This window comes from Paenibacillus sp. A3M_27_13, from assembly GCF_024213315.1.
Taxonomy (GTDB): Bacteria; Bacillota; Bacilli; order Paenibacillales; family Paenibacillaceae; genus Paenibacillus; species Paenibacillus polymyxa_B.
Genome location: NZ_JANAVE010000002.1, coordinates 810,338 through 836,368, shown reverse-complemented (window position 1 = coordinate 836,368; position 26,031 = coordinate 810,338). Strand labels below are relative to the sequence as shown.

The 26,031-nt window shown below is 45.5% G+C and carries 22 protein-coding genes; 4 read left to right on the top strand and 18 right to left on the bottom strand.

What is annotated here, in order from left to right; genetic code table 11:
- The first annotated feature begins 16 nt into the window (after nt 1-16).
- Nucleotides 17-1,237 carry an MFS transporter gene (locus tag NLX82_RS10365; RefSeq protein ID WP_023987996.1) on the top strand — a complete coding sequence of 407 codons (1,221 nt, stop codon included), beginning with the start codon at nt 17-19 and terminating at the stop codon, nt 1,235-1,237.
- Between the two features lie 112 nt (nt 1,238-1,349).
- Here NLX82_RS10365 and NLX82_RS10360 read toward each other — a convergent pair whose 3' ends face one another.
- Nucleotides 1,350-1,994 carry a class I SAM-dependent methyltransferase gene (locus NLX82_RS10360; RefSeq protein WP_160789850.1) on the bottom strand — a complete coding sequence of 215 codons (645 nt, stop codon included), beginning with the start codon at nt 1,992-1,994 and terminating at the stop codon, nt 1,350-1,352.
- Between the two features lie 157 nt (nt 1,995-2,151).
- On the opposite strand from NLX82_RS10360, the gene NLX82_RS10355 reads away from it, so the two are divergent.
- Nucleotides 2,152-3,312, top strand: a complete 1,161-nt coding sequence (locus NLX82_RS10355; RefSeq protein ID WP_076264303.1) for a THUMP domain-containing class I SAM-dependent RNA methyltransferase — start codon at nt 2,152-2,154, stop codon at nt 3,310-3,312.
- A gap of 188 nt (nt 3,313-3,500) precedes the next feature.
- Nucleotides 3,501-5,483: an LTA synthase family protein gene (locus NLX82_RS10350; RefSeq protein WP_254347973.1), complete on the top strand. Its 1,983-nt coding sequence runs from the start codon at nt 3,501-3,503 to the stop codon at nt 5,481-5,483.
- 173 nt (nt 5,484-5,656) lie between these two features.
- Here the strand turns inward: NLX82_RS10350 and NLX82_RS10345 are convergent, their stop codons facing one another.
- From NLX82_RS10345 to NLX82_RS10275, 15 genes are all read right to left on the bottom strand, one after another.
- Complete coding sequence (locus NLX82_RS10345; RefSeq protein ID WP_254347971.1) at nt 5,657-5,926, bottom strand: hypothetical protein; 270 nt, start codon at nt 5,924-5,926, stop codon at nt 5,657-5,659.
- 94 nt (nt 5,927-6,020) lie between these two features.
- Nucleotides 6,021-6,242, bottom strand: a complete 222-nt coding sequence (locus NLX82_RS10340; RefSeq protein WP_007429791.1) for a YuzB family protein — start codon at nt 6,240-6,242, stop codon at nt 6,021-6,023.
- A 23-nt stretch (nt 6,243-6,265) separates the two neighbouring features.
- Entirely contained in the window at nt 6,266-6,568 is a 303-nt protein-coding gene (locus NLX82_RS10335; RefSeq protein ID WP_013309686.1) for an iron-sulfur cluster assembly accessory protein, read from the bottom strand.
- 261 nt (nt 6,569-6,829) lie between these two features.
- Nucleotides 6,830-7,096 carry a hypothetical protein gene (locus NLX82_RS10330; protein ID WP_023987991.1) on the bottom strand — a complete coding sequence of 89 codons (267 nt, stop codon included), beginning with the start codon at nt 7,094-7,096 and terminating at the stop codon, nt 6,830-6,832.
- Between the two features lie 135 nt (nt 7,097-7,231).
- Nucleotides 7,232-8,452, bottom strand: coding sequence for a M14 family metallopeptidase (locus tag NLX82_RS10325; RefSeq protein WP_068940244.1), 1,221 nt, complete (start codon nt 8,450-8,452; stop codon nt 7,232-7,234).
- Between the two features lie 120 nt (nt 8,453-8,572).
- Nucleotides 8,573-9,382: a glutamate racemase gene (racE, locus tag NLX82_RS10320; RefSeq protein ID WP_023987989.1), complete on the bottom strand. Its 810-nt coding sequence runs from the start codon at nt 9,380-9,382 to the stop codon at nt 8,573-8,575.
- Between the two features lie 208 nt (nt 9,383-9,590).
- Nucleotides 9,591-9,914: a YtxH domain-containing protein gene (locus tag NLX82_RS10315; protein WP_068940242.1), complete on the bottom strand. Its 324-nt coding sequence runs from the start codon at nt 9,912-9,914 to the stop codon at nt 9,591-9,593.
- A gap of 96 nt (nt 9,915-10,010) precedes the next feature.
- Nucleotides 10,011-10,658, bottom strand: a complete 648-nt coding sequence (locus NLX82_RS10310) for a helix-turn-helix transcriptional regulator (RefSeq protein WP_068940240.1) — start codon at nt 10,656-10,658, stop codon at nt 10,011-10,013.
- An 8-nt stretch (nt 10,659-10,666) separates the two neighbouring features.
- Entirely contained in the window at nt 10,667-11,107 is a 441-nt protein-coding gene (locus NLX82_RS10305; protein WP_068940238.1) for a DUF86 domain-containing protein, read from the bottom strand.
- Between the two features lie 24 nt (nt 11,108-11,131).
- Nucleotides 11,132-11,419: a Dabb family protein gene (locus NLX82_RS10300; protein WP_013309679.1), complete on the bottom strand. Its 288-nt coding sequence runs from the start codon at nt 11,417-11,419 to the stop codon at nt 11,132-11,134.
- An 80-nt stretch (nt 11,420-11,499) separates the two neighbouring features.
- Nucleotides 11,500-11,925, bottom strand: a complete 426-nt coding sequence (locus tag NLX82_RS10295) for a phage holin family protein (protein WP_023987985.1) — start codon at nt 11,923-11,925, stop codon at nt 11,500-11,502.
- A 206-nt stretch (nt 11,926-12,131) separates the two neighbouring features.
- Complete coding sequence (locus NLX82_RS10290) at nt 12,132-13,268, bottom strand: polysaccharide deacetylase family protein (RefSeq protein WP_068940234.1); 1,137 nt, start codon at nt 13,266-13,268, stop codon at nt 12,132-12,134.
- Nucleotides 13,269-13,821: 553 nt separating this feature from the next.
- Nucleotides 13,822-14,163 carry a hypothetical protein gene (locus NLX82_RS10285; RefSeq protein ID WP_069079873.1) on the bottom strand — a complete coding sequence of 114 codons (342 nt, stop codon included), beginning with the start codon at nt 14,161-14,163 and terminating at the stop codon, nt 13,822-13,824.
- Nucleotides 14,164-14,171: 8 nt separating this feature from the next.
- A complete protein-coding gene (locus NLX82_RS10280) occupies nt 14,172-19,565 on the bottom strand; it encodes a polymorphic toxin-type HINT domain-containing protein (RefSeq protein ID WP_075154018.1) in 5,394 nt (1,797 codons plus the stop codon).
- Nucleotides 19,566-19,637: 72 nt separating this feature from the next.
- Nucleotides 19,638-22,880: a hypothetical protein gene (locus tag NLX82_RS10275; RefSeq protein WP_069079875.1), complete on the bottom strand. Its 3,243-nt coding sequence runs from the start codon at nt 22,878-22,880 to the stop codon at nt 19,638-19,640.
- Between the two features lie 296 nt (nt 22,881-23,176).
- Here NLX82_RS10275 and NLX82_RS10270 point away from each other — a divergent pair, with 296 nt between their 5' ends.
- Entirely contained in the window at nt 23,177-23,761 is a 585-nt protein-coding gene (locus NLX82_RS10270) for a helix-turn-helix domain-containing protein (protein ID WP_007429779.1), read from the top strand.
- 206 nt (nt 23,762-23,967) lie between these two features.
- Here NLX82_RS10270 and NLX82_RS10265 read toward each other — a convergent pair whose 3' ends face one another.
- Both NLX82_RS10265 and NLX82_RS10260 read right to left on the bottom strand, forming a co-directional pair.
- Nucleotides 23,968-25,665, bottom strand: coding sequence for a ribulokinase (locus NLX82_RS10265; RefSeq protein ID WP_254347969.1), 1,698 nt, complete (start codon nt 25,663-25,665; stop codon nt 23,968-23,970).
- A gap of 65 nt (nt 25,666-25,730) precedes the next feature.
- Nucleotides 25,731-25,922, bottom strand: coding sequence for a hypothetical protein (locus tag NLX82_RS10260; RefSeq protein WP_069079877.1), 192 nt, complete (start codon nt 25,920-25,922; stop codon nt 25,731-25,733).
- Between the last annotated feature and the right edge of the window lie 109 nt (nt 25,923-26,031).

The following is a 26,031-nucleotide window of genomic DNA, read 5'->3' as shown; positions in this document are numbered from 1 at the left end:
AGGAAGTGAAAGCACATTGAAAACGTGGGAGACGTGGAAAATCAATCTCATTGTGCTTTGGTTCGGTCAGTTTCTGGTCAATGCGGGTATTACGATGATTACTCCGTTCCTCGCCCTGTATCTGGCTCAGGACCTTCATGTGAAGGGAGAGCACGATATTGGTCTATGGGCCGGAGTTATTTTTGCCGCTAACTTTTTGACCTCATTTATGTTCCAGCCTTTGTGGGGCAAGCTGGCTGACCGATATGGACGTAAAGTCATGCTGCTTCGCTCTGGCTTTGGTATGGCTTTGGTCATCGGATGTATGGGTTTGGTCACCCACCCGTGGCAACTGCTAGCGCTTCGCCTGCTGAACGGTACGATTTCGGGTTTCAATCCGGCATCGATTTCCCTAGTGTCGGGTACCACTCCCAAAGAGCGAACCGGATTCGCTATGGGGATTATGCAATCCGGTCAGATGGCTGGCACGATTCTCGGCCCTCTGCTAGGCGGATTTTTGGCTGATTGGGTCGGATTCAGACCGATCTTTTATATTACAGGCGCTCTAATTCTTATAGCCTCGCTCATCGCAATGTTTCTGGTTAAAGAAAATTTCAGCAAAACGGAAGCTGCACGCATACCGCAAATTTCGGTTCTTGCCGGATTAAAGGAGCTAAGCCATACGCCCCAGCTTCCGGCTTTGTTCACCGTAACGTTTCTGCTCCAGTTTGCCATGATCAGTACGGTATCTCTGCTGCCATTATATGTGCAAAAACTGTATGGGTCGGCAGAAGGAATTGCGCTGATTGCCGGGTTCGTTACGGCTATTACAGGCGTATCCAATATGGTTGCTGCACCGCTCCTTGGAAGATTGAGTGACAAGATAGGGGCGCACAAGATCTTGACCATTGCACTGCTCGGAACGGCGGTTATGCTCATTCCGCAGGCTTTTGTCAATGAAGTATGGCAACTTGTCATTATCCGTTTTTTCATGGGTGTATTTATGGGCGGTCTGCTACCAAGCGTAAATGCGTTGATTCGCACGTATACACCGGAAGGAATGGAAAGCCGTTCTTTCGGCTTCAATACCAGTTCGCTAGCGCTCGGAAATATGCTGGGTGCTGTCATTGGCGGGGTTCTATCCGGGTTTATTGGCATCGAAGGACTGTTTATCATGTCAGGTGTCCTGTTAATCGTCAACATATTCTGGGTACGCATGAAGCTTTTTGATCGTAAGGCTACGCCTGATTTCAGGTAAGATAACCTTCGGGTAAGACAAGCCTGCCTTAACAGACAAGAACCACCTTGTTCACGCTGCCGTGGACAAGGTGGTTCTTTCTTTATATGTGGCTATACATGGGGAATGAACGCTATTTAACTCGAGCTAGCGCCAATCCATCGTACGCTGGCAAAAGCGTGCTGACCAGCCGCGGATCTGTTGCTATCGTTTCGTTAAAACGTCTCACGGCCTGGACGGCAGGGCCGTTCTTATCCGTATTCAGCGTCCGTCCGCGAAGGAAACAGTTGTCTCCCGCAATAATGGCACCCGGATTCGCCAGAGCAATCGCATATTCCAGATACACTGGGTAATTTTCCTTATCTGCATCAATAAAGAAAAAATCGAATGTTCTTCCCTCTTCCTGAAGTTCCTTCAAACTATCCGCTGCGGGTCCGATACGGTATTCGACACGGTCACCGTAGCCGTTGTTTTCCATATGTCGATGTGCCAGCGCTGCGTACGCTTCTTTCAGCTCAAGTGACACAATGCGGCCCTTTTCTCCCAGCCCACGGGCCAGACATAATCCACTGTAGCCGCCTAATGCGCCGATTTCCAATACATGCTGTGCGCCAGATACTTCAATTAGAAAGGTCAACAGTTTTCCGTAAGGATGAGCAACGGATACTTCCGGCATACCTTCTTTAACGATAGCCTCCCTAATACTGCACAGTGCTTCATCTTCTCGTACCAGCTGGTCTACATATTGTTCAGGCGTCATATTTGGTGTAATTTCCACGGTTCATCTCTCCTTCTTGCTTAATCATAGCTCAGGTTGGACGTGGTGTCCTTCGTAAATTTTTTACCTTAATGATTTGTCTCTTCGAGTACAATGACCTATACTATAGGGATTGAACCAAGCTTACATGATTATGGGGACGGAGTGAATACGTTTAATGACTCAACTGCAACTAATTGCAACTGCGCCAATGGGACTTGAAGCCGTCGTGGCCCGGGAACTCAGAGAACTCGGATACGAAGATCTGACCGTAGAAAATGGCCGCGTCGTTTTTACCGGAGATTATATGGATATATGCCGGTGTAACCTGTGGCTTCGCACATCAGACCGCGTGCTTATAAAAATGGGTGAATTTGCTGCAACTACCTTCGACGAGCTGTTCGAGGGTACCAAAGCATTGCCTTGGCAGGATTGGATTCCTGTAGATGGTGAATTTCCCGTAGAGGGACGTTCGCACAAATCACAGCTTAGTAGCGTACCAGCCAGTCAGGGAATCGTCAAGAAGGCGATTGTAGAGAAGCTCAAGGAAACCTACCACACAGATTGGTTTGCTGAAGATGGCCCTCGTTACGTCATTGAGGTCATTCTATTGAATGATCGTGCGTTGCTGACACTTGATACGACCGGTCCAGGACTGCACAAACGCGGCTATCGTAAGCTCGTTACAGAGGCGCCTCTCAAAGAAACGATGGCTTCTGCTCTTATTCAGCTTAGTCGCTGGAGCCCTGACCGACCATTCTATGACCCATGCTGCGGTTCCGGTACTTTATTGGTCGAAGCTGCCATGCAAGCCTGGAACATTGCACCAGGCCTGAGACGTACCTTTAACTCGGAAGACTGGCCTGTCATTGGCAGAGAATTATGGGATCAGGCTCGCGACGAAGCGATGGATTTGACCCGCGATGACATTCCTTTTGAGATTGCAGGTAGCGATATCGACCCAAATGCCATACAAGTTGCTGAGGCAGCTGTAAAAGCAGCAGGCTTTGCTAAAGACATCCCTCTTAAGGTAATGCCTGTAACTAAAGTCAGACTCGAAGGACAATATGGTGTGATGATTACAAACCCACCTTATGGCGAGAGGCTGAGCGAGCAATCCGAGGTGGAAAAGCTGATCCGTTCACTCTCACGCACGGCAGCCGAAATGAAGACTTGGTCCTTCTTTGCCATCAGCTCCACCAAGCAATTTGAGCATTATTGGGGTCGTAAAGCAGACAAGCGCCGGAAGTTGTTTAACGGCCGTATTGAATGCCAATACTATCAGTATCTAGGCCCTCTGCCTCCGCGCCGCAAAGATACTTCGCCGTTGCAGCCTTAAATATGATGAAGTTTAGGCCAGGAAACGAACCCTCTGTTCGTTCTTCTGGCCTAATTTGTGCTGTATTTTCTTTACTTAATCATTGAAATGCGCGAGATGAGCGCTATAATAATTAAAGGCATTTCGGTTTTAACATTACGTTAATATGTAGTTTATACTAGCCGAACATTTCTGCCGGAGGGGGTAAAGTGTTGGTTATTCGCACGTCCAGTGCAAGTCGCACTGGTAACACGTTCAGCAGAGTGCTGCTGTCTCGATATTTTGGATTAGGTCTGTTTTTTGTACTTATGATCGGCAAGCTCGTACTGATTCACTATAACTTGCATGCCCAAAATATTGACATGAATCCGCTGGATTATGTCATCGCTATTGGTTCTCTTTTACTTGTGAGCTTCTGGACCTTATGGCTACCACGTCGCGGACGTTTGATTGCTCTTGTGGTGCTCGATATTTTGCTCACCGCGCTCATTTATTCCGACATGGTTTATTATCGGTATTTCCAGGATTTCATTACGATTCCCGTCTTACTTCAAGCCGGACAAGTTGACTCTCTGGGCGGAAGTATCGCATCCCTTATGTACTGGTGGGACATTTTCTTTTTTGCAGACTGGATTCTATTCATTCCGTATGTCATATTTGTGGCTTCGTTACGACGTCGACTTACAACGAATGATACTTATTTAGAAGCATCCCGAAGCTCGTTCACAAGGAGGTTCCTGCTTCGCTTCTCCAAAGGGGCATTGGCCTTCCTGATTGGCTATGTATTGACATTTGGGCCGATCAAATATTATACCTCCACATGGGCAACTGGCATATTTGTCGGCAACTGGTGGTCGATGGCCTTGTACAACGTAACCGGATTGATCGGATTTCATGGATATGACATCTACCGCTATGGTCAGGATCACCTTGGTCCCCAGCCTACATTGGCTCAAGCAGAATCCGATAAGGATAAGGAATGGTTTAATCAGCACCAAAAGTTGCTTCAGGTTAAAAATGATCTATCTGGCAAGTATAAGGGCAAAAACGTGATGGTCATACAAGCTGAAGCGTTCATGAACTTTTTTATCGGTAAACAGATCAACGGTCAAGCGATTACGCCTAACTTTGACAAACTGACGAAGGAAAGCATGTATTTCAACAATTATTTTCACCAGACTGCGCAGGGTCGTACTTCGGACGCGGACTTCTCTACACATGCTTCGCTGCATCCGCTCCCTACTGGCTCGGTATTTATCCGTTATGCGGACCATAAATTCGATACGTTACCTTCCATTTTGAAGGATACTGGGTATAGTCCCAATGCGTTTCACGTGTATGACAGCAGCTTCTGGAACCGTTACACCATGTATAAGGCAATGAACTATGACAAGTTCTACAGTAAAAAAGATTTTAAAATAGATGAGCCACTGGGTTGGTCACTGGGAGATAAATCCTTTTTCCGTCAAACGCTCAATGATCTCACCACCGAAGTTAAGCAGCCGTTCTACGCCTATATGGTCGGTATCTCCAGCCATCATCCGTACAACCTGTCACCTGACGCGGTAGATTTAGACGTTGGCGAGTTTGAAGGTACCATGTTCGGAGACTATCTGAAATCTGTCCATTATGTAGATGAAGCACTGGGCGAATTGGTAGATCAGATGAAGAAAGACGGACTGTGGGATGATACGATCCTGATGTTTTATGGGGATCATGACAATTCTATTAAAGACAAAGCACTGTATGAGAAGTTTTTAGGCAAGCCACTTACGGATCTGGACATGCAGAAAATCATGAATCAGGTGCCATTGCTTGTGCATCTTCCCGACGGAAGTCAGGCGGGCACGTATACGGAACCGGCAGGTCAGTTGGATCTGACGCCTTCCGTAATGCACCTACTTGGGATTTCTACAAAACCATATCATTTTATGGGAAACGATCTGTTTAGCGGGAAGCCTCGTATGGTTGTGCTGCGTACTGGTGCTTTCACCGATGGACGAGTGTACTACATTCCATCTGAAGACGGTACATTTTCCAAAGGGACCTGTTACAACCTGAATACAGGCCAGCCTACAGATGTAAACGCCTGCGGACCGGGCTATACCGAAGCTCTCAATCGGTTGAACATATCTGATCAGGTTATCACATACGATCTTATTCGCGAATGGGAACCACAAACAAAGAAGTAACTCCTTCTGTATCTAATAGACTTTCTGTGGGAGGTTGCTGACATAGCATCCTCCCCGAACTCTTTTAAGGATGCCGATCGCATACCCACCCTGTATATAACAAAAAAGCACGATCCATCAGCTTGTAAGTGCTGTGGATCGTGCTTTTTTATATGGATTGTCACTCGACTGCGCTAGGAACGCAACGTTTTTTTAGCTTGTTCAAGCCGTTGTACCTCTTCACCAAGCATGTCCTCTGCAACTTCTACTGAGTCGTCACAAAGGCTATCCTTTGCCTGCTGTATGGCATGTTCCGCATGAGTGCGAGATTGCTCCGCCTGTTCAATCAGTTGCTCAGCCGGATGTGACAATGCCTGAGAGACGGCATTGTGTAGCCTGTCCACCGAGTTTTGTGTTTGAGCTTCAACACTGTGATTGTCGAGATTAGAATCATATTGGGCCATGAGTCACTCCTCCTTCTGGGCAGTGGTCTACATCCATTAGCATGGATCAGAAGAAGGAGAACTATTCAAAAATTGCGAATGCTGCGTACTGGAACTATTTGATAAAGCGCGCAGCCTTCTCCAATACTTCATCCTCTGTGGCCGCACTCACATAACGTCCGTTCACATATACAAACGCTCGTTTCCCACAAGGACCGCAATACGATTTGCAGCCGATTTTGATCTCGGCATCTGGTGCCATCTTTTGCAACTTGGGCAAGATCGTTTTCAAGCGGATATGATTGCATTCATCACATACGCGAATATCATTGGCCATCTGTCATCCCTCCGAGCTCCGGCTTAGTGGTCGCCGTGATTACCTTGGGAAGGGTTAGTAATGACAAATCCTTCTTCGGGGAAGTACAAGTAATCAATTTTTACACCATCCAGCAGCGGCTGGCCGTTTTCCAAAATTACGTCAATGCCTTTATCTGTAGATACGACAGTATCTGTTTCTTTAGGCGTGTCCAAATCCAGCCCGTAATGAGCATGATCTCCATGAGCATGAGTAATAACAACGCGCAGGCTCTTCCCTTGGTTCTCTTCCTTATCCAGTTCAAGTTTCAATACTTTAGCTGCGTTACGAGTAATTTTGCAGTTCATCAAACTTCATCTCCTTCATATTCATTAAATGAAATGTGGTTCATTGGATACCTATCCACACCACACAACCTAGCGGGTAAAATCAACAACTCAAATAATTAGCCTCTATCCCAGAGGGAAAGAGGTACTATGGCAGCATAGCTGCGTCTGAAACATCATCATGAGCCAATAGATCACAATTATATTCAGCATAGCAAAAGGCAATATTCCTATTGTAAAGAAAATCGTGAAAAATCGCAATCACGAAATTCATAAGCTTATCTACCGAACACGTACATGCTGTTTTTCAAGCACATCTGGATATTTTCGTTCGGCACGGGTGACAAACCAATTCATAAGCAATAGCGTCACACCAATATCGTCGATGGGCATAAATGGCATGACATCAGGTAATACCCAATAGAGCAATACAGGCACCGCAAAGAGTAACTTTTCTCCCAGCGGAATCCTTGATGAAGTAATAAATCGGGGCATACGACGAAATACATGTGACCATTGACGGAGAGATAGTAATCTTTTCCACTTCATAGTTGTTCACTCCATTTCCAATGCTCCTAAGTATATATACCCCATTGAAGGGACATGTAAAGAGGAACACTTATAAAAAACGTGTTCCTCCTAATACGCGCAAATGATTCGATACGTTTCAGTAGGCCGAATTTTTCACCATGACAGCACTGCTGCCATTAACATGCCCACTTCTGCTGCAATATCATCGTAATCACGCATGGGCAGCGGATTTACACCTAGACCGACTTCAACGGTAAACCCTGGTTTACCAAATCGCTGTATAAACCAATCCTTGTACCCTGCATCGCTCCCACCCAGCTTTACCGCCCGGTACCCTGTTGCGGCAGCTAGCCGCAAGGCCCAATCTCGGCTCTCCTTAGGCTCTAGATCCCGATAATTCCAATAGATCTCCTGTCCCTGACTGTGTATGGATAACACCATGTCGAACTGTTCGCGCTCCGTCAGATCGGCAAGCGCCTTGGACTCTGGTTCAGACAAAGGTGCAGGTCCTGCATAGTCTCGTCGAGACGGACCTATTTTACCGCGTCTGCGTACCTCTTCTTCCCAATATGCCGGAAATTGATCGTTGAGGTCGACACCACGAATATTGGCCTTCCAACCGCGATAATCAGCACGTCCTTCATTCCACTTTTTGAGATCATGATACAACGGATGAGTTGGGAGTACACCTTGTTGCACCAGCTCTACCCCATCCGGGTTGACCATCGGAACCACCCATAGGGATGTATGCTCCAGCAAATCCTGCGGAGAACCTCCATACACCCATTGAGAGGTCCCTATATGTTCTTCAGTCCCATCGATCCCTTGTACATATTGCTCTATAAAACGCAGCAAACAAGGCGTCGTCAGCCATTCATTAGCATGAACAGAAGCATTGGCATGAATTTTACGGGTTCCCTGCCCAATACGTACATAAGGAATATCCTTCCCCATGACACTGGTGCCAATGCTGCCAACTTCAATAAACGGATATCTGAGGGCCAAGGCCGCTAGGTCTTCCTTTAAATCTTCATATCCATACTCTCCACGTAATCGTACAATCTGATCCTGATGGTCTTCAGGAATAACAATAGTTTTTCCTTCCGTAAAATCATGCTCCGCAAGTCCTGGATTGGCTAGCTGTAACTCATCAAGCTCCACACCAAACTGCTTGGCAATCTGTCTTGCATACTCACCAGGCTGAATAACGTATTTACGATCCGTAGACGGACGAATATATAACACTTGACCACTAATCAGATAGGGTTGCGTGGCGGCCCACGGATTATCTACGATCAAAGTATCCGCCGATATTTTAAAAGCCGAGGCGACCCGGTGCAATGTATCTCCTTTTTGAACGATATATTCCCTCATCTTACTACGCCCCTTCCATCTGCCTTACTGCATGTTATGCAGACGCGGCGTGTCTTGATGTAGCGAAAAGCAAAACAACCGACTTCTTTTGTCCAATGACAAAAAAAGTCGGCTGTCTCGTTAATCCAAATTGGTGACTTGCCAGACGACAGGCGTTTGGCGAATTTGCTCCCCGAGCCACTGTGCGGCAATGCGCTGGAACAATTCAGGATCGCCGGAACAAAAAAGCTGATGTACCGGCGTTTCGTCCCCAGCTTCCAACTTGCCTTTGTTATACAAAATGGTACTCGTCTCACGCGCCGTTTCATCTGCCGAGCTAATGAGCTTTACTGCAGGCCCCATGACTTCTTGAATCGTTTCCTTCAAAAAAGGATAATGCGTACAACCAAGAATCAGACAATCAATCGGATACGTTTGAATAGGTCTTAATGTCTCCTCCACAACCTGCGATGTCGTCTTGGAGCGGAATAACCCTTGTTCCACCAATGGAACAAGCGCAGGACAAGCATGGCTCACCACGTCTACATAAGGAGACAATTGCTTGAGCGCAGCTGTATACGCTCCGCTTCGAATCGTACCGACAGTCCCAATCACCCCGACATGCCCGGTAGCCGTCGCGCTAATCGCAGCACGAGCCCCAGGGTGAATGACTCCGATCACCGGAATGGATACCTTTTGGCTTATATAGTCCAATGCCGCGGCAGTAGCCGTGTTACAAGCAATAATAATGACTTTCGGATCAAATTGAATCAGAAAATCAACCATTTGCTCTGTAAATTTTTTAACCTCTTCCGATGGTCGGGGGCCATACGGAGTGCGCGCAGTGTCTCCAAAATAAATGATTTTTTCCCGTGGAAGCTGACGCATGACTTCTTTTACAACCGTCAAACCTCCTACACCGGAATCCAATATTGCAATCGCTTGCTGCACGTACACACCGCTTCCTTTTTTGTTCAAATATGAGTTGTTTCATCTCGGAAAGCTATCCGTTGCTACATACCTTATGTCGTATTAATGTAAAAGGTACCCCAAAAGATTACCCTAAAACGAGGAAGTGATCAATAAAAAGGCTCCACCCCAACGGGAGAAGCCACGAATTCAAACCGTTTTCAGTGTTTCACCTACGTTTTACAGACCGTTACAGAGCATCTTTTTCCGTATCTTCTTGAACAGTCGCTGATGAAATACTAACCTCAGGAATAATTTCACCCTTTTTACGCCATTGCCCAATTTCATGAATGACGGCTGAGGCTGTCTCCTTAATTTTGTCAGTATACTCAATTGAGGTGTCTGAAATTTTCCCCGCTAGCTCCTGTCCCTTATCACTTACGTTGCGCGCCTGATCTGTAATATTCTGACGCAGCTCACGACCAGACTTAGGGGCAAATAACAAAGCAGCAACCGAACCAATAATGCTGCCTGCCAACGCGCCTCGGATAAAACTTTTGCAGTTCTCCTTCATCATCATCTCTCCCTTGTGCCCGGGCGAATGCCCATCTGTTAGTGCATTATAAGCATGGAGAGCTTGTCATGATACAGGAAACAAGCATGAAAAGTTTTACTTTTTTTTAGAGCGGATACGATACAGGCAACAACGGCCCCCATCCGCCAAACAATCCTCACGAACAACCTCGGCATCAAGCAGCTCCTCAAACATTTGCTGCTCGCATTCACAAGCCTTGCGGTAACGGCCTGCAATTTGAGAGATAGGACAATTGTATTCCACAATAGAGTAGCTACCATCCTCTTCCTCGTGCCACTCTGCCATATATCCGGAAGCATTCTGGATGCCCGAAAGCTTTTCCACACGTGAAGCCAGTGTAGTCTCCCCCTCCATGTGAGGGGCGTAGCGCTTCATCATTTTACGTTTTCTACCATCAAACAGCGAGTAAACAGCTTCCATTCCCTGCTCTTCGTCCAGCTCCTCTAACAGTTCCAGTAACAGATGATCATAATTACGAGGAAACTGCTCGCTTCCCTGCTCGCTCAGGCTGTATAAAAACGTCGGACGTCCCATCGCCTGTCTCACGATCGTAGCCACGATCAGACCATCCTGCTCCATCAATTTGAGATGCCTGCGCACTCCCATTTCGGTAATGCCCAATTGAGCTGCCAAGCTTCCGACGCCCACAGGTCCCTGGGTTTTCAATAATGTCATGATCATGCGCCTAGTGGGCATTTCGGGTACGATATACTTATCCGTCACTTTTGCCTTTACACTCCCTCGGGCTGGGGACCCAATTCCTTTTTTAAATAATCATGCACGTTAGATGCAAAAAGCTCCAGCAACCCAGGCAGCTTTGGTGTAAGCGGGTGAAGGCTTGTCCGGTCCCAATGGAAGTACTCCTGTACTAGGGGTTTACGTAAGCCTACCAGCTCTACTAGCGAATGAAATACGGTATCATCCAGTACACCCTCCTCATGAATGATACCGATAATATCCTCATAGCTACTAGCGTCACGCATAATAAATCCGTCGATGATATAGCTTCCTACGTCCGTTACCGTCTCAATTGCCAGATGAAGGCAGCGCTCCTGCACTAGCCCCTGCAACAGATCGCCGTTCCAGGCAGCAGAAGTCTGGCGAAGTCCGGCGACAATGTCGGGAACAGCCCCTAGTCGAAGCTCAATTTGTTCCCGGTTGACATAATACAAGGTCCTACACCTCCAGTAATCGCTTTAGATTTCATAATCAACTGCGATAGATACATCCTTTACTTCATTCATGTGTACAATAATTTCCTGGTGCACAGGGTGTACCTGATACGTTTGCAAATCCTCCAGTGTTTCGACAACTGCGGTAAGGGAAATATCATAAGAACGTTCCGAACGAATCACATCCGTACCTACTTCGAGTGACAGCAGCTCTTTGATTTTGCCGTTCATGCTGCGCAAGATGGATGCCGTGTGCTCAATGCTTTCGGGGGAGCGGTCTTTCAATTTGAACAAAACAATATGTTTAATCATGCGTATAGGCTCCTTATCTTAAAATGTTCTCTTGAAAATTTTATCATAACGCCCCACATACGGAAAGAAACTTTGTAATTCTAGCGATCTTTTCCGCCATTTTTACCATCAGACTCCTTGTCCTTTAATAGGGCAAAAAAATTCTTGAGCTTCGGTGGGAGCGGCAGACCCATTCGTGAACAGTTTTCCGTAATAGAGATCAATTCATTGGATAAATAAAAATACGTTGTCGCCCCTTTCATGATTTCGGTACCCATCAGGAGATCCACATGATGCGCCAAAGAAATTACCATTAGCATTAAAGCCTTTCTAGCCAGCCCCCAAAAGCCGGCTTTACTGCTTAAACCTTGCCCAGTCTTAATTGCTGCGGCGACTCCAGTCACATAATCAACAGCCATTGCAACCGTGAATAGCACCATTAGCTGATTCCAGCCGCCAAAGGCAAACGTAATAAGGGCTCCTGCGGTAGCGCAAATCATACTAAACATACTCGGATTAATATTCATACCTCTCCTCCTCTCGGGGCGGTTACTGTAATATATGCAGCGACGTGGTAACCCGTAAAGTCATATGACCTGTGCATAGACATGAATTCATAGATTCATATAAAGCATGCTGCAAACTTCACAATTCCGAGCGAATACAACAAAAAGACACCTTTTCAACCACTATATAATGGTTGAAAAGGTGTCTTTTCTTTCATGCTATTCAATTAACGATGATCATTCCAAAAATTAAGCGGAGTCAGGTTATCATTCAACGGCTCGAACGAATATCCTTCTTTCTGCAAAGCGGCCATGATTTGTGGAAGCACCTTGATCGTAGATGGCTTATCATGCATAAGAACGACTGGTGTTCTGCCTTGCTTTTTCAATCTTCTAATATCACTTAGGACAGTCTGTACAAAATGCTCTGGATTTTTAGTATAACGCCAATCATTCGAATCTATGTTCCAGTCCCAAATATGATAGCCTGCACCTGTCAGTTGATCGCGGTATGCTTTCTTCAAATATGGTTTGCTGCCATAAGGTGTACGAATCAAAGAAGTGCGTTTCCCTGTGGCCTGAAATAAAATCTCGTTATCCTGATTCATCTCTGCGAGTGCTGCTGCCGGGGATGCATAGATTTTCTTCACCTGATGCGTCATCCCATGCAAGCCCAAACCGTGACCCGCCTCTACCATTCTTTTCATCACTGCGCTATGTTGACGAATTTCAGGTCCCAGCATGAAGAAAGTAGCCTTCGCATTATATTTGTCCAAAATATCCAGCAACTGCGACGTATGCGCCGTAGGACCATCATCGAAGCTCAAATAAATCGTACGGCTGGATGATGAGGCAGTTCCCTTGTTGCCTGAATTGCTGGCTTTGCCCGGTTTGACAGCTGCGTACTGTTTAATTTGTGTCGCGAATGTATTTAAAAATTGTGCATCTGACAAGCTAGCATTTGCGTTCTGAATTCGATACAGATTACTTGTTGGAAGCGTAATAGTGAAGCCAAACGCATCGGTCAAAGTGCGAATTGGCACCATTGTACGATCTCCACGCTCGAACACATCCCCCTTGTTCAAATCCAGCGTAAAGCTGCGATTATGTCCAGTCAGTACCAATGTATTTCCGTTGGCCGAAGTAGAAATCCCCATCTTTTGCCCTAATGTAACGATAGGAACATACAACTTATCATTTTTCATTACGGGCTGAATGGTATTCGAATCTAGCAACACATCATTGACCCCCAGCAAAGGAGCCTTCGCTTGTGCACTCGCCGTATTCGTATGTATACCTAGCAAACCCAAACAACAGATTGCCATCAAGCATACAGCCATCCATTTTGCATTTAAAAGCTTCATTCATTACACCATCCTGTGCTGTATTTTATAATGTGCGGGAGCTATCTCTAGCTTGTCTATGAAGTTATACAGACATGACGATATGGACATGGCAATATAGACATTCACTCAACATATAGAACATAAACGCATCTCAACCGACTGAACCGGACGTCTTTTCGTTCCCCCTATATATATTAATAGATTACCAGACTATAGTAGGTAAATATAGTAAAACAATTTGAAAACAATCTCGCAACCCCCCTGCCAGAGAAGGTTACAAAGTTGTGAATAAATTGGCCGGAGTTACGAAGAGTACAAGCGAATTAGATCTCCGTGAAAATTTGGCCGTTCACACTTAGTTTTGTATAGGGACCTGAATACCGATTGTTTGATCAATATTCTAATTTTGCTATTACATGTCTCTCATGTTTTCAATAGTTTGATTAAAACACAAATGATCTACAAGAGGGTCTTTTTTTTCAAAGTTTCCATTTCATTCAGCTATGATGTGGGTAAAAGAAGGGCCTTGGGAACATAGCCCCAAGGCCTAATATCAAGATATAAAAAATGTTTATTTATACATGCCAAAATACTCATCCGAAAACTCACCGTCAATTGTATACTCAATATCATAGTAATATTGTTGAATTTGTGTCTCTGGATGAAGTAATTCAAGGCAAACTCTAAAAAATGGATATATTCTATCATGGTTATTAAGAAATAGTTCTGTACACTTATAACGTACACTAAAATCTTTTAATTTAATGTCATTTGGTAATTTTTCTTCTTCCTCCTTCAAAAAATTTGAATCACTATTTAATATTAGTTTTTCTAGTAATTTGACCGACTTAATTTTTACATCTTCAAAAAGATATGCTTCATTAAAAATTTTCTCAAGATCTAATAAATTCATTTTCCCTCCTACTTACCACTTGTAATGTAATCAAACAATAAATTACCATTATTATCAATTCTGCCATATACCCTTACGTGATTGGAGGCCTTTGCCACCTTTAACTTATATGTGTATAAGTTTCCTTTTTGCATTAATTGCTCACTTTTTGATAGAAAAATAATCCCATTATCATTTGACCGAGTAATTGCTAATCCCTTTTTCATTGCTCGGTCAAATTGTTCATTTAGTCCTAGTCTTTTTAACTCTTTATAGGTGTCTCGTTGAATCCAACGAGAATCGGGAAGACATGAGTTATGCGTCCAAATTCCAAGATTGGATACAAAGTACGTATGGTAATCCTTTACCATAAAATTGTATACAGTGGCATGCTCCTTCTTAACCTCTATTTTCTCAATGGCTAATTCCTTGCCATTCGAGGTTGTAAGAATATCACCTACTAATACGTCTTTGGATTTAACCCAACCTTTTCCAACAATCCAAAATGGATGCTCATCGGTTGTCGTAATGACTTCGCCGCCAACAGTAATATTATATATCTCCTCAACATCACGTTGGAAGAGCCATTCAACTTCCTTGTAAGCCATCTCACCTGTCTCATCATCTTTAGCAAGAACCTTATCCCCGACTTCAATATCCTCAATTGGTTTCTCTCCTTCGTCTGTTTGAACCTTAGTACCTGCTGTAAAGCAATTACATTTACTTATAACATCTTTTACTGTTTTACCCGTACTGGCACTTTTACCTTTAGTTATTTTTGCTACTGCAGGTCCTTCTACAAGGGAACCACTTACAAAACTTGCACACTGTACATCATAGTAGCAACCCATAACTGCATCAGATATACCTGATTTATCCCATTTAACACGAGTCGCGCCTTTAGGATACCATGTACCTTGTTTCACTCCGGCAGCGTAAATAGACCGACCAAAATTAATGGAAATGGAATCTGGAATATAGTCTGCATTTTTACCTGAGCCACTGCAATATCCAGGGTGAGAATAATATTTCCCCCTAACCGTTGCTGTGCACCAATTCCCGGTTGGATCGCTGTTTGTCAATGGATTATTATGCACATACGTATATCCATTCAAACTTAACGGCTCGTTTATCTCCCCCTGATACGTATCCTCGCCCATAAAACGGGCTGTGCCCGGATCGTACCAGCGAGCCCGCAGGTACTGAAGCCCAGTCGTGTCATCCCAATACTCGCCAGCATAACGCAGCACGTTCGGAACGGTCTCTTTGACCTTCTCCGGGCCGCCCCAGATATCGTAGCTGTAGCTATTCAGTTCCTTGCCCGAACTATCACTTAGTCCTACCACATCACCGTGACCATTGAGCTGATAGTATTGCAGTTGTCCACTTGCTTTGTCTTGTCTGGCCCACAGTTGACCGGACAAGTCATACACATAAGCGTAGGTGATTTTCGCTGTTCCACCTTGGACCTCGGCTTCTGCAATCAGCTTCGCTTCTTCGTCATAGTAATACCGGGTCGTTTTGTCGCCCTCTGTACGCTCGTACAGTAGCCCGTCTCCGTTATAGCTGTACCCAACTTCTTTGCCTTCACCGCTCACCTTTGTCAGACGGCTGACAGAATCATACGTATATTCAGCGTTCTTCATACCGAACACTTTGCCACTGCCTTCGGCGCTTCGGTTTCCATTCGGATCGTAGCCATAGGTCTTATTCTTCTCACCTGCGGCTTCGCTGGCAATTCGATTTGACGGATCATATCCAAATTGGTCTGTTGTTCCGTTTTGTGTACGTCCGATGATGTTTTTATTCCCATCTCGTTCATAACCAAATTGGTGTAATGCCGTACCACCTTGCTCCACCGTAACCCCGGACAAATCCAGTCCGTTATAGCTGAATCGTGTACTCAGCCCTCTGCTTGAAGCCTGACTTTTCAGCAAACCATTCGGTGCATACTCAAACGTCATGCGATCTAATGATCCACCCGTAGCAGCCGTCGCTCCTGCTTGGCTCTGTATGTTTGCTGTACCGGCTCCACTGCTAACGTCCATTTGAGTAACTCGGCCCAAGCTGTCCAGCTTGGATTGAACATGCATAGACGTCCCGGAAGCATCTGTCAGCACATATCCTGTACGAGACTGCTTGTTATACTCATAGTTTATTTGCGTGCCGTCCGGGTACTTCAGCCCGGTCAACGATCCATCTGTTAAATTATAGGCATAGGAGGTCGTTCCCTGCCCATCTGTCATGCTTTTTCTTCGTCCTGCGTTATCGTAGGTATAATTGGTTTTAAAATCGGGACCCGCCGCTTCGGTAACCAATCCGTCAGCGTTATATTGAAAGGTGATTGCGTCCGATTTCCCCGTCAGCATACGGGTGATGTTTCCATCCGTATCGTAAATATTTAACGTGGTTCCTCCGCTCGATTTCTCAAGTAAAGTACGTCTGCCCAGCTCGTCATAGGAATACACATTCTTTTGCCCATCAGGATACTGAACGGTCTTCAAATTCCCGGCCAGATCATACATATAGCTAACCTGCTGCCCGGATGGATCTGTGACCGAAGTCATTTGTCCCAGAGCATCGTAGTCATAGATCATGCGTTGACCGTTACCGTCCGTCCGGCTAGTGACCATACCCGCATGATTGTATGCTAGCGACTCCAGCGGCTGAAATGATCCATTTTTAGCTTCTTGTGTGGAGGTCACACGACCTAGAGCATCCGATACTTCACGTATACGGTAGCCAGAGGCATCCGTCTGAGTAACGGTACGATCCACCGTATTATACGCCACGGTATCTGTTGTTCCATCCGCATAGTTCGTCTTTACAGGTCGCCCAAAAGCATCGTAGGCGTAGCGAGTGGTTGCTTGTTCAGCATCCGTGCTTTCTACCATATCTCCATGATCATCATAACCATAACCATAGATTGCATCATCCACCTGCTGCTGGAGCATCTGCCCGAACGGATTATACAATCTTTCAACGCTTACGCCATCGGGTCCGGTAACAGTGACATCATTCGTATCATCCTTGTACACCACGACAGTTTGAGTGCCGTCCGGATAAGTAACCTTTGTTACTCGCCCCATTGCGTCATACACATAAGACTCCGTTTTGCGCTTGGCATCTGTTTGGGACTTGATTTCTCCGGTCGGATAGTAATCATACGTATACTCGACACCTTTAGGCAAAAGCTGCCTTGTTGGGAGGTAAGAACCATAAGGAGAATCATAATCAATAGACACATTAGCATCGCTTCTGTCATCAATTTGAATTTTCTGGCTGCTTACATTCCCTTTTGTATTGTAAAAAGTAGAGCTGTGCGATAATAGCTTTCCTTGCTCTGTGCCTTCATAGTTTTTTAGCTCATACAAATTGCCCTCTGACTTGTAGGTGCGAACCGTCGTCAACGTTTTTCCTTCACTTATTTTGTTGACCGTCTGAGCGGGTTGAACCCAGAAAAAAGGCTCATTAGAGGTTCTATACGTATGAACAGTCTCCGATCCCGTACTCTGGGATATTTTCAAAGGAAGACCATATTCATTGTAGTCATAGAAGGTCGTTACAGGTTCTGATGAAGAACCTCCCTCCGTATAGGACTCTCGCATTTGCACAGGCAAATTCCAGTCCATGGCATCATTATACGTGTAATCTATATGATAGCCGGTAGAATCTCCCTCTTGATCATAGCTGTTTAGAACAAGCTTGTCCGGTGCGTTATTTCCTCTAAAGACTTTACCGAAATGGAAGGTTTCCGCTGTACGTGTCCCTTTGGCAACTACCGTCCATTCAGCGTTTTTCCCATAGTTGGCTAGATCTTCTCCGGAATAGGTGAAATCAATTTTATTTAAAAAACGATTGCCTGCGGTTGTACTGTACATATCAGCGCGTGAAACCACCTTGAACACGCCTTGTGTACCGTATACACCTATCTGCTTGTTAAATGCTTCATAACGAATGTCTGTGATTGATGAAGTAGGTCGTACAATTCGTGTAAGCAACGCCGATGCATTTTGCTGTAGGGCTCCAGTCTTTCCTTCACCATCTACGACCACATTAAAAGGAGCGTCCATGAATGTATACGCATAGCTTGTGCTTCTGGAAAGAGAATCCAACACTTCTGACAGCACCTTGCTGCTTCCCTCGCCACTTTGACGATAGGTGTACTGATGGTCTGTGCCCTGCTCTTTAACAACAAGCTGTCCAGCATTGTAAGTGAAATCAAGCTCTCTGCCATCATTATTTCGAATCGAACGAATGAGCTTTGCTCCACCAGAACTTGTATAATCAAATTCCACCCGATTCTTATACGCATCCTGGATTAAAATCAAATAACCGTCCTGATCCAGATAATAGTTATTTCCATTCAGTACTGCTATTTTGTACGCACTGCTTACTCCCTGCACGTTTGCGCTTTGATCTGTACTGATCTTGAGATCTTTGTAGGCATATCCTTCAAGCTGAAAATCATCTTTTACCTCATATGAGCCTGTTCCCGGCATATACAAATACCGCTTACCATCCAGTTTCTGTATATGAGGAAGATCCCACTTCCAGCCTCTTCCCAGACCAGAAGCTGCTTCCTCCTCACGGATGGCACTGGCGTTTGTATACAACCCTCCATTTTGCTGCACACCAATCTGGTTATTTGCCAATGAACTGTTATACAAACGAGTCAGTGCAAAGGGTAATGAACCCGGCAACACCAAGTCCGTATTTTGCACGGCAAGCTGTCCTGAAGCGGTGAACACACTGTTGTCACCGTAATCCAGCCCATAACGCGAAGTATCATCACTTAGCCTGCTTTGTGCAAGCGCCGCTTGATCAAAAGGAGCATACACATCTGTTGTAGCAGATACCTGCAACAAACTTTGTTGAAGTAAATTCTGCCCGATCAGACTGTTTTCTCCTGGAGTCGGCGCATATACGGAATCAATTACACGGGGGATGGATGGTATATCCATCTCAGTCGTGTCTAGAGCCGGCGCTTTATCCTCTTCCTTATCTAGCGGTTGTTGAGTTGCCTTTTCATCCTGGGCGGTCTGAGTGGGCTTTTCACCTTCCTTCAGCTCAGCCGACTCATCAGACGGTTCCGCCTTTGCATTTGTGCTCAATGTCAGCCCATTCTGCTGTACCCACAAGCTTGGACTTTGTTCCGGTAATGAATTTTCTCCACCATCTTTTTGCCAAGCTTTATAAATATCATATAAAGTATAGCCTTTGGATAACTGTGCATTGACCCAAGCCTGATCTTTACCAGTTTGCTGCGCAAGCCATGCTCTGGTAATAATCTGTGGAGTGGAAGACGAAGAAGACTGAGAAGCTGCCGCCTCTCCGTGCCCTTCTTCTCCATATGCCCATGTGCTCCATGGACCCAGCAACATTGCCATACATAGTAGACTACAAATATAACGTTTAAACACTCGCTCACCCCTATTTAATAATGCCTGTACATCTAACTATCTGTTATGTTTTTTCGAAGCAAAGACATCCTTTTAATCTGTAAAAGGAAATACCTTCTTCGTCCGTCTAATGACGTTTCCGTTTAAGTCATAATCCAGTTGAATTTGATCACCGGTGAACAAAATAACTTTATTCATTCGGTTCCCTTTTCCATATTCATATGAAGTATCCTTACCAAGCGCCATATGTGCTGCCTTAATTACGGTTTGTAATGCGCCGCTATTGGTTTCTGTCAACTTCACATAAATCGTTTGGCCTGCCTTCATCTCATACTCTAAGACCGTGTAATCCCAACCATATATTTGTGCTTGCTCTGTTGAAGAGACAAGCTGGTTACTAAAATCAGGGTCCGTAAACAAGCTTACAATGGGTTGCTGCGCAGCAAAGTTGGATTTATCCTTCACAGCAAAACGGTAAATCCCGTCTTCTTTGGGTGTAAACCGATATTTCCCTTGTTGGCCTGCCGTAAAGTCAGCTTCTTTATCTATGAGCTCAATTAGCTCGTCCAGCTTGCTGTCATCGTTATTTTTTACGGCAAACACACGATAAGGCGCTCCAAAGTTAACAGCAGGAGCAACTGCAGCTACGGCAAGATGAATATTTGCATTAGCTGGCACTTGCTGTTGATTATCTATCGCCTCTTTATGTTCACGAATCACTTTTCCAGCCTGATCCGTAACGGTATATTGATACGTTCCACCAGCCGCCTTCGCATTCGTCACGATAGGGGCCTCCTGACTTCCGCGATTGATCCATATCTCCTGGTTGCCGCCAGACAAAGACGTTTTTAACAACGCCGGTTCTGTGCTTGGCTCCGCTTTAATTTCATTCTTGAAATGAAAGGTCACGGCTTGCGGCGAAGTGACAGTCACAACAAGCGTATCTCCGGCTCCAAGTGAGATTTCAGGTAGAGAAGCATCCATACCTGCTCTATCCACCTTGGAATTTACACCGCTACCTTCTTCATATATGGCATAGTCGTAGAGGCGGCTTTCGTTTGAAGCATCTGTCGTTAATGAGGAAGCCTGTGAACCAGTATTATGGAATACATAGCTTTCTCCCTGCTTGACAGTGACTTGATTGCCTGTCGGCACCTGAGCATCCTCAACGTCGAATATTCCTAACACAGCTCCATAAGTCACTGGCACATCCGAAACCGTCGTTACAATGGCATATCCACCAGCCTGTACCAACGGCAATTGAGTCGTATCACTGGCCTGACTGTACACCGTACCGTCTGCCTTGTAATTCATGTAATTCCACTTCATACCGCTGACTGAAATGACATCCAGAGCCTTGTCCAAAGTGCTTACATTGATAAATTTCCGGCTTTCACCGCGTTTCAATGTAATTCGATGGAAGGCTGCCTGTGCGTTAAGCATAGCCTCTACCTTACTGCTATAGGTAAAAGTAATTGGCCGATCGGATACATTGGTGACAATGGCTTCACCGCCTGCAACAATCTCTGGGTCCACTGTATTGTTGAAATGATCTGATGTCAGTAAACGAAGCCCTCGATAGCTTGCCGAATCAAAGCGTGCACTTCCACTACTTTTGTCATGCCGCAATGAATTCGATTTGCTATCATGATTGCGGAAAATGTACGAATCCCCTGGCTCCAGCGTCGTTTGCCCGATACCATTATCATCTTCGCTGGCCTTAAAGCTCCGATAGATACCACCAAACGTGATTGGCGTGTCACTGGTTACCGTCACACTGGCCTTTTTACCTGCACCAACCAAAAAGGTTGAGTTTCCGGTATTGCGCCTGGATTGCTCTGTACCATCTGCTTTGTACAGAACCACATCATATTTTCCTTTAACGGTACTGGCTGTGCTATGCAGATTCCTCAAATGATCACTAATATTAGTAAAAGCATAACTTTCGCCTTTAGACAGTGTTACGCGTAAAAAGGCAGGATCATTGCTAGTTTCCCAGGAAAAATCATCTGTATAATCAAAGATAATAGGACTCGGACCGATCACAGTCACAATGGCATATCCCGAAGGCGGGATCATGGGACCTGCCTGGCTGTTAAAACCAGAGGAATTTACCGTTCCATCCGGCTTGTAAATAGCATAGTCGAGCAAGCTTCCTACCTTTTTGGAGTTATTGTAGATCGGATTCATTAGCGTACCATTATTGTGGAAAATGTAGCTCTTGCCCACCTCAAGCTCCACACGGCTGATTGCATCACCACCCACAGGACGGGCAATAAAATTGCGATATGGAGCCCCGTATGTAACCGGGTTTGCAGTGACCTGGGTAATTACCGCGTATCTGTCCACAGCAATCTGCGGCTTCGCCGTAGTGCCACTGCCGCGTGAAGCCTCTGTTCCGTTTGCCAGATAAACAACATAGTCAAGTTTATCTTTAGATGTACCGTCACTTTCCACCGTATCCAATCGGGTTCCCACATTGATAAATTGGTAGCTTTCCCCCTGATTTAGGGTAACCCGCGCATAAGCCGGCTCGCCGGTGCTTTCTATACTGTATTTGCCGTATGGAAATCCGAAGGTCACCGCATTGGCAGTGGAACCTGTAATAATCAGTTCCTCGCCATCACCCAAAGAGGGATGAGCAATGCTATTAAGATCAGATGCGGATAAAGTTCCGTCTGCCTTGTATTTTGCGTAATCAAAACGGCGATTGTCTGCATTTGACCCATCATGCTGAATCGAACGGGCAGTCCATCCTTCATTCACAATCCGATAGCTTTCATTTTTAGAGACCGTAACTCGCTCTAGTGCTGGGTCCTCCGATGTACTGTAGGTGAAGACGTCCGTTACTTTTACGGTTAATGCTGCTGTTCCTGTATTCGTAATAAACGCTGTGCCTCCCCCAGGAACACCAATGGGGCTTATGCCATAGTCCATATGGACAGTGCTGATGTCTCCGTCCTCTTTGTAACTTACACTATCGTACAAAATGCCTTTTGATTGAGAAGCGTTGCTATATATGGACTTACTGATCGTATCTGTATTCTCGAATTCATAGGTTTCCCCAGGTTCGATAACGATTGACGTATACTCCACCGTTGCCGCCAAGCTCATCATGAGTGCATTATAAACGCTGTTTGTCGCAGAAGTGGGCGAATTGAAAGAAACTGTTCCATCAGAAAGCTCCTGTTCCTCCTGTACCAAACCTGCATGACCTTGTTGTATTCCGCCCGTTGCATTTTGTTTTTCTGCTCCTGCTACAACAGGCAGACACAGCAAGGTGTTAATCGCTAAAATCGCCGTCAGAAACCATACCACTACCTTTTTACAAATCATCTAGCTGTATAACCTCCCTTTTTCTCGTCAAAAAAATGCATGTTGGGCTGCAAAGACCCACTTTTCTCTCTGTACATCCTTACAATCGTAAGAGAAGAACATATTACCTCCATTTCCATTAATAATGTCACATTTTAATATATCGACACCTTAAACTTCCATTTTTATAGGCCAAATGGACCTTATTTTCCATAAACCGGTTAAGCCCATGGGATTAAAAGAAAATCAGGAGAGGAGTCACTTGCAAACCCCCCTTCGGGTATAGTAGTATGTGGTTAAAAAAAATCGGAGGGTATATGCCTAAACAACAAGATAAACATTCCATTCAGGCGTGGTCTCTGATCAATCGCAAATATTTGGGAAAAGGTGTGCGTGTCAAACGTTTTCGTAAACCAACACGCTGTCAAGTGCGCAATCGCGTTTTGCTTGCCGTTTTGATGGCTAATGACATTAAACTGTCCCAACTTGCCGAGGAGCTTTCCATTTCCTCCCGTAGTGTCAGTGCGTGGGTATATGAAGGTCGCATTCCCGGCAACACTAATCTGGAAAAGACGTGTAATACACTTGGTTATCCGCACCATATTCTATTTAATGAAGAGGTTGTCCGGCGTTCACCACTCATCTGTCAACCAGCGCCGTCCCGTTTTATGAAACGGACTGTGACTCGTTCTCCGGTTAAAAATCGGATCTTGGCGGGTCTATGCATGGTACATGATATTTCGGTGACCGATGTGAGTCATTGGATTGGTGTTCACCCCGGTACATTTCGGAAATGGTTGCATCAGGGTACCGTTCCTTCGCAAACCTTCCAGGATCAGGCGGAACAGTTTTTCCGTATTCCAAAATCCATTTTGTTTGCTGATGCCATGCTGAAAAAGTAAAAATGTCCGTAAAAGAGAAATGGTTGTAATTTTCATGAAAGTCTTTGAAAGGAACGCATTACCATCTTTCATCCGCTGAGACTTTCACATCATGTAATTCACAGAATATAAAAATGCAAAAAAGCACAGTCTGCCGATTCCTCGGCGCACTGTGCTTTTTAGATAACAGACCTTTAAATACTTCTTGCTTATATTTTGTCAGCTTTTTAAGAATGAATGCTTGCCGTTTCAGTTGAACGTTTGGCTTCTTCCTTGATGGACTTTAGCTTTTTCATCATCGGATTGCCTCCACGTCCAAAGTAGTCGTGAAGACGGCTGTATTCCTCGTACAGCTTATCATACACGGCCGCGTTCTCAGGGATCGGCTTGAAGCTCTCGTCCCGTACACGCGCCATATGACGCGCTGCTACGACGATATCGTCGTACCCTCCAGCTTCAGCTCCCGCAGCCACTGCTGCGAACATGGCTGCACCCAACGCAGGAGTTTGGGTAGAAGCAGCGACCTTAATTTCCCGTCTGGTTACGTCAGCATAAATTTGCATCAAAAGACGATTTTTCTGCGGCAATCCACCGCACGCATACAATACGTCTACTGGCACGCCGTTATGATGGAATGCATCGATAACTTTACGTGTTCCGAACGCAGTTGCTTCCAGCAATGTACGATACACTTCCTCTGGCTTCGTCAGCAACGTATATCCGACAATCAGCCCCGTCAGGTTGGTGTCAACCAACAAAGAACGGTTACCGTTCCACCAGTCGAGTGCCAGCAATCCGGTTTCGCCCGGTTTATATTCAGCCGCTTTACGCTCCAGCCATACATGGACGTTCACACCTTCCGCAGCTGCCTGCTCCTTCACTTCGCCCGGAACAGCATGTTCCACAAACCATGCGAAAATGTCTCCTACCGCCGATTGTCCAGCCTCATACCCGTAATAGCCCGGAATAATTCCGTTCTCTACAACGCCACACATACCTTCTACTTCTTTTTCTTCCTCACCGAGGAGCATATGGCAAATGGAAGTTCCCATCGCCATCACCAGCTTGCCTGGTGTGACGACGCCTACTGCCGGAACAGCCGCATGAGCATCCACATTGCCTACCGCTACTGCCGTTCCCGGGTTCAGTCCGAGTTTTGCAGCCATATCCTCTGTTAATCCACCCGCACGGGCACCCAATTCATAAATCTCACCGCGCAGCTTCGTATCCGTCAAATTTTCTAGACGCGGATCGAGCGCTTTGAAAAATTCACGATCCGGATAACCATCGCGATGATGGTAAATAGACTTGTAGCCAGCTGTACACTGATTACGTTTCAGTTCCCCGCTGAGCTGGGAAATTACCCAGTCGGTCGCTTCTACAAAGCGGTCTGTTTGATTATAAATGTCCGGTGCCTCGTTCAGAATTTGCCAAATTTTTGCGATCATCCATTCGGAAGAAATTTTCCCTCCATAGCGAGGCAGAAACGCCTCTCCGCGCTGCGAGGCAATATCATTTAAACGGTCCGCTTCTTCTTGTGCTGCATGATGCTTCCACAGTTTCACCCAACTATGCGGGTTATCTTTCAGGTTCTCGTCAAAGCACAACGGTTGTCCCTGCGCGTCGATCGGCAGCATCGTACATGCTGTAAAATCAATTCCGATCCCGATGATATCGTCTGGAGAAATCCCTGTCTCCTTCATAACAGCAGGTACGGAAGTAGTCAGGACTTCAATATAATCAGCCGGATGTTCCAGCGCCCAATCCATATCCAATTTGCGTCCGCTACCAGGCAATACTTCATCAATAACTCCATGACGGTAAAGTGTTACATGTGTAGCAATTTCAGCTCCGTCAGACAGGTCAACAATGACCGCACGGCCAGACTCCGTTCCATAATCGACACCAATTGTATACTTGCTCATTTGTGTGCCTCCTCCTTTATCGTTGACCATCATAAGCGTTCGCCCCATGCTTGCGCAGAAAATGCTTATCCAGCAGCGCCTGATCCATTGAGGTGAATTCTGGATTCCGAACGAAAGAACAGTACAATGCCAGATGTGTATGCGTATCTGACGAAGAGCGAACGCAAATAAACGCCTTGTAGATTCAGCACAATCAGTTGCTCCGCTTTCAGTTCTTCATAGTCCACGCCCTTGGAAGAGCCAAATTGGCCTCCCATACTTCCTTTTTCAATTGTTCTACTATGTATAAGGCACACCTTTTACTATCATTTTTGAAATCTGCAATGGAGGAGGTGACTGAAACTAGCCTCAAATGGAAAATTACAG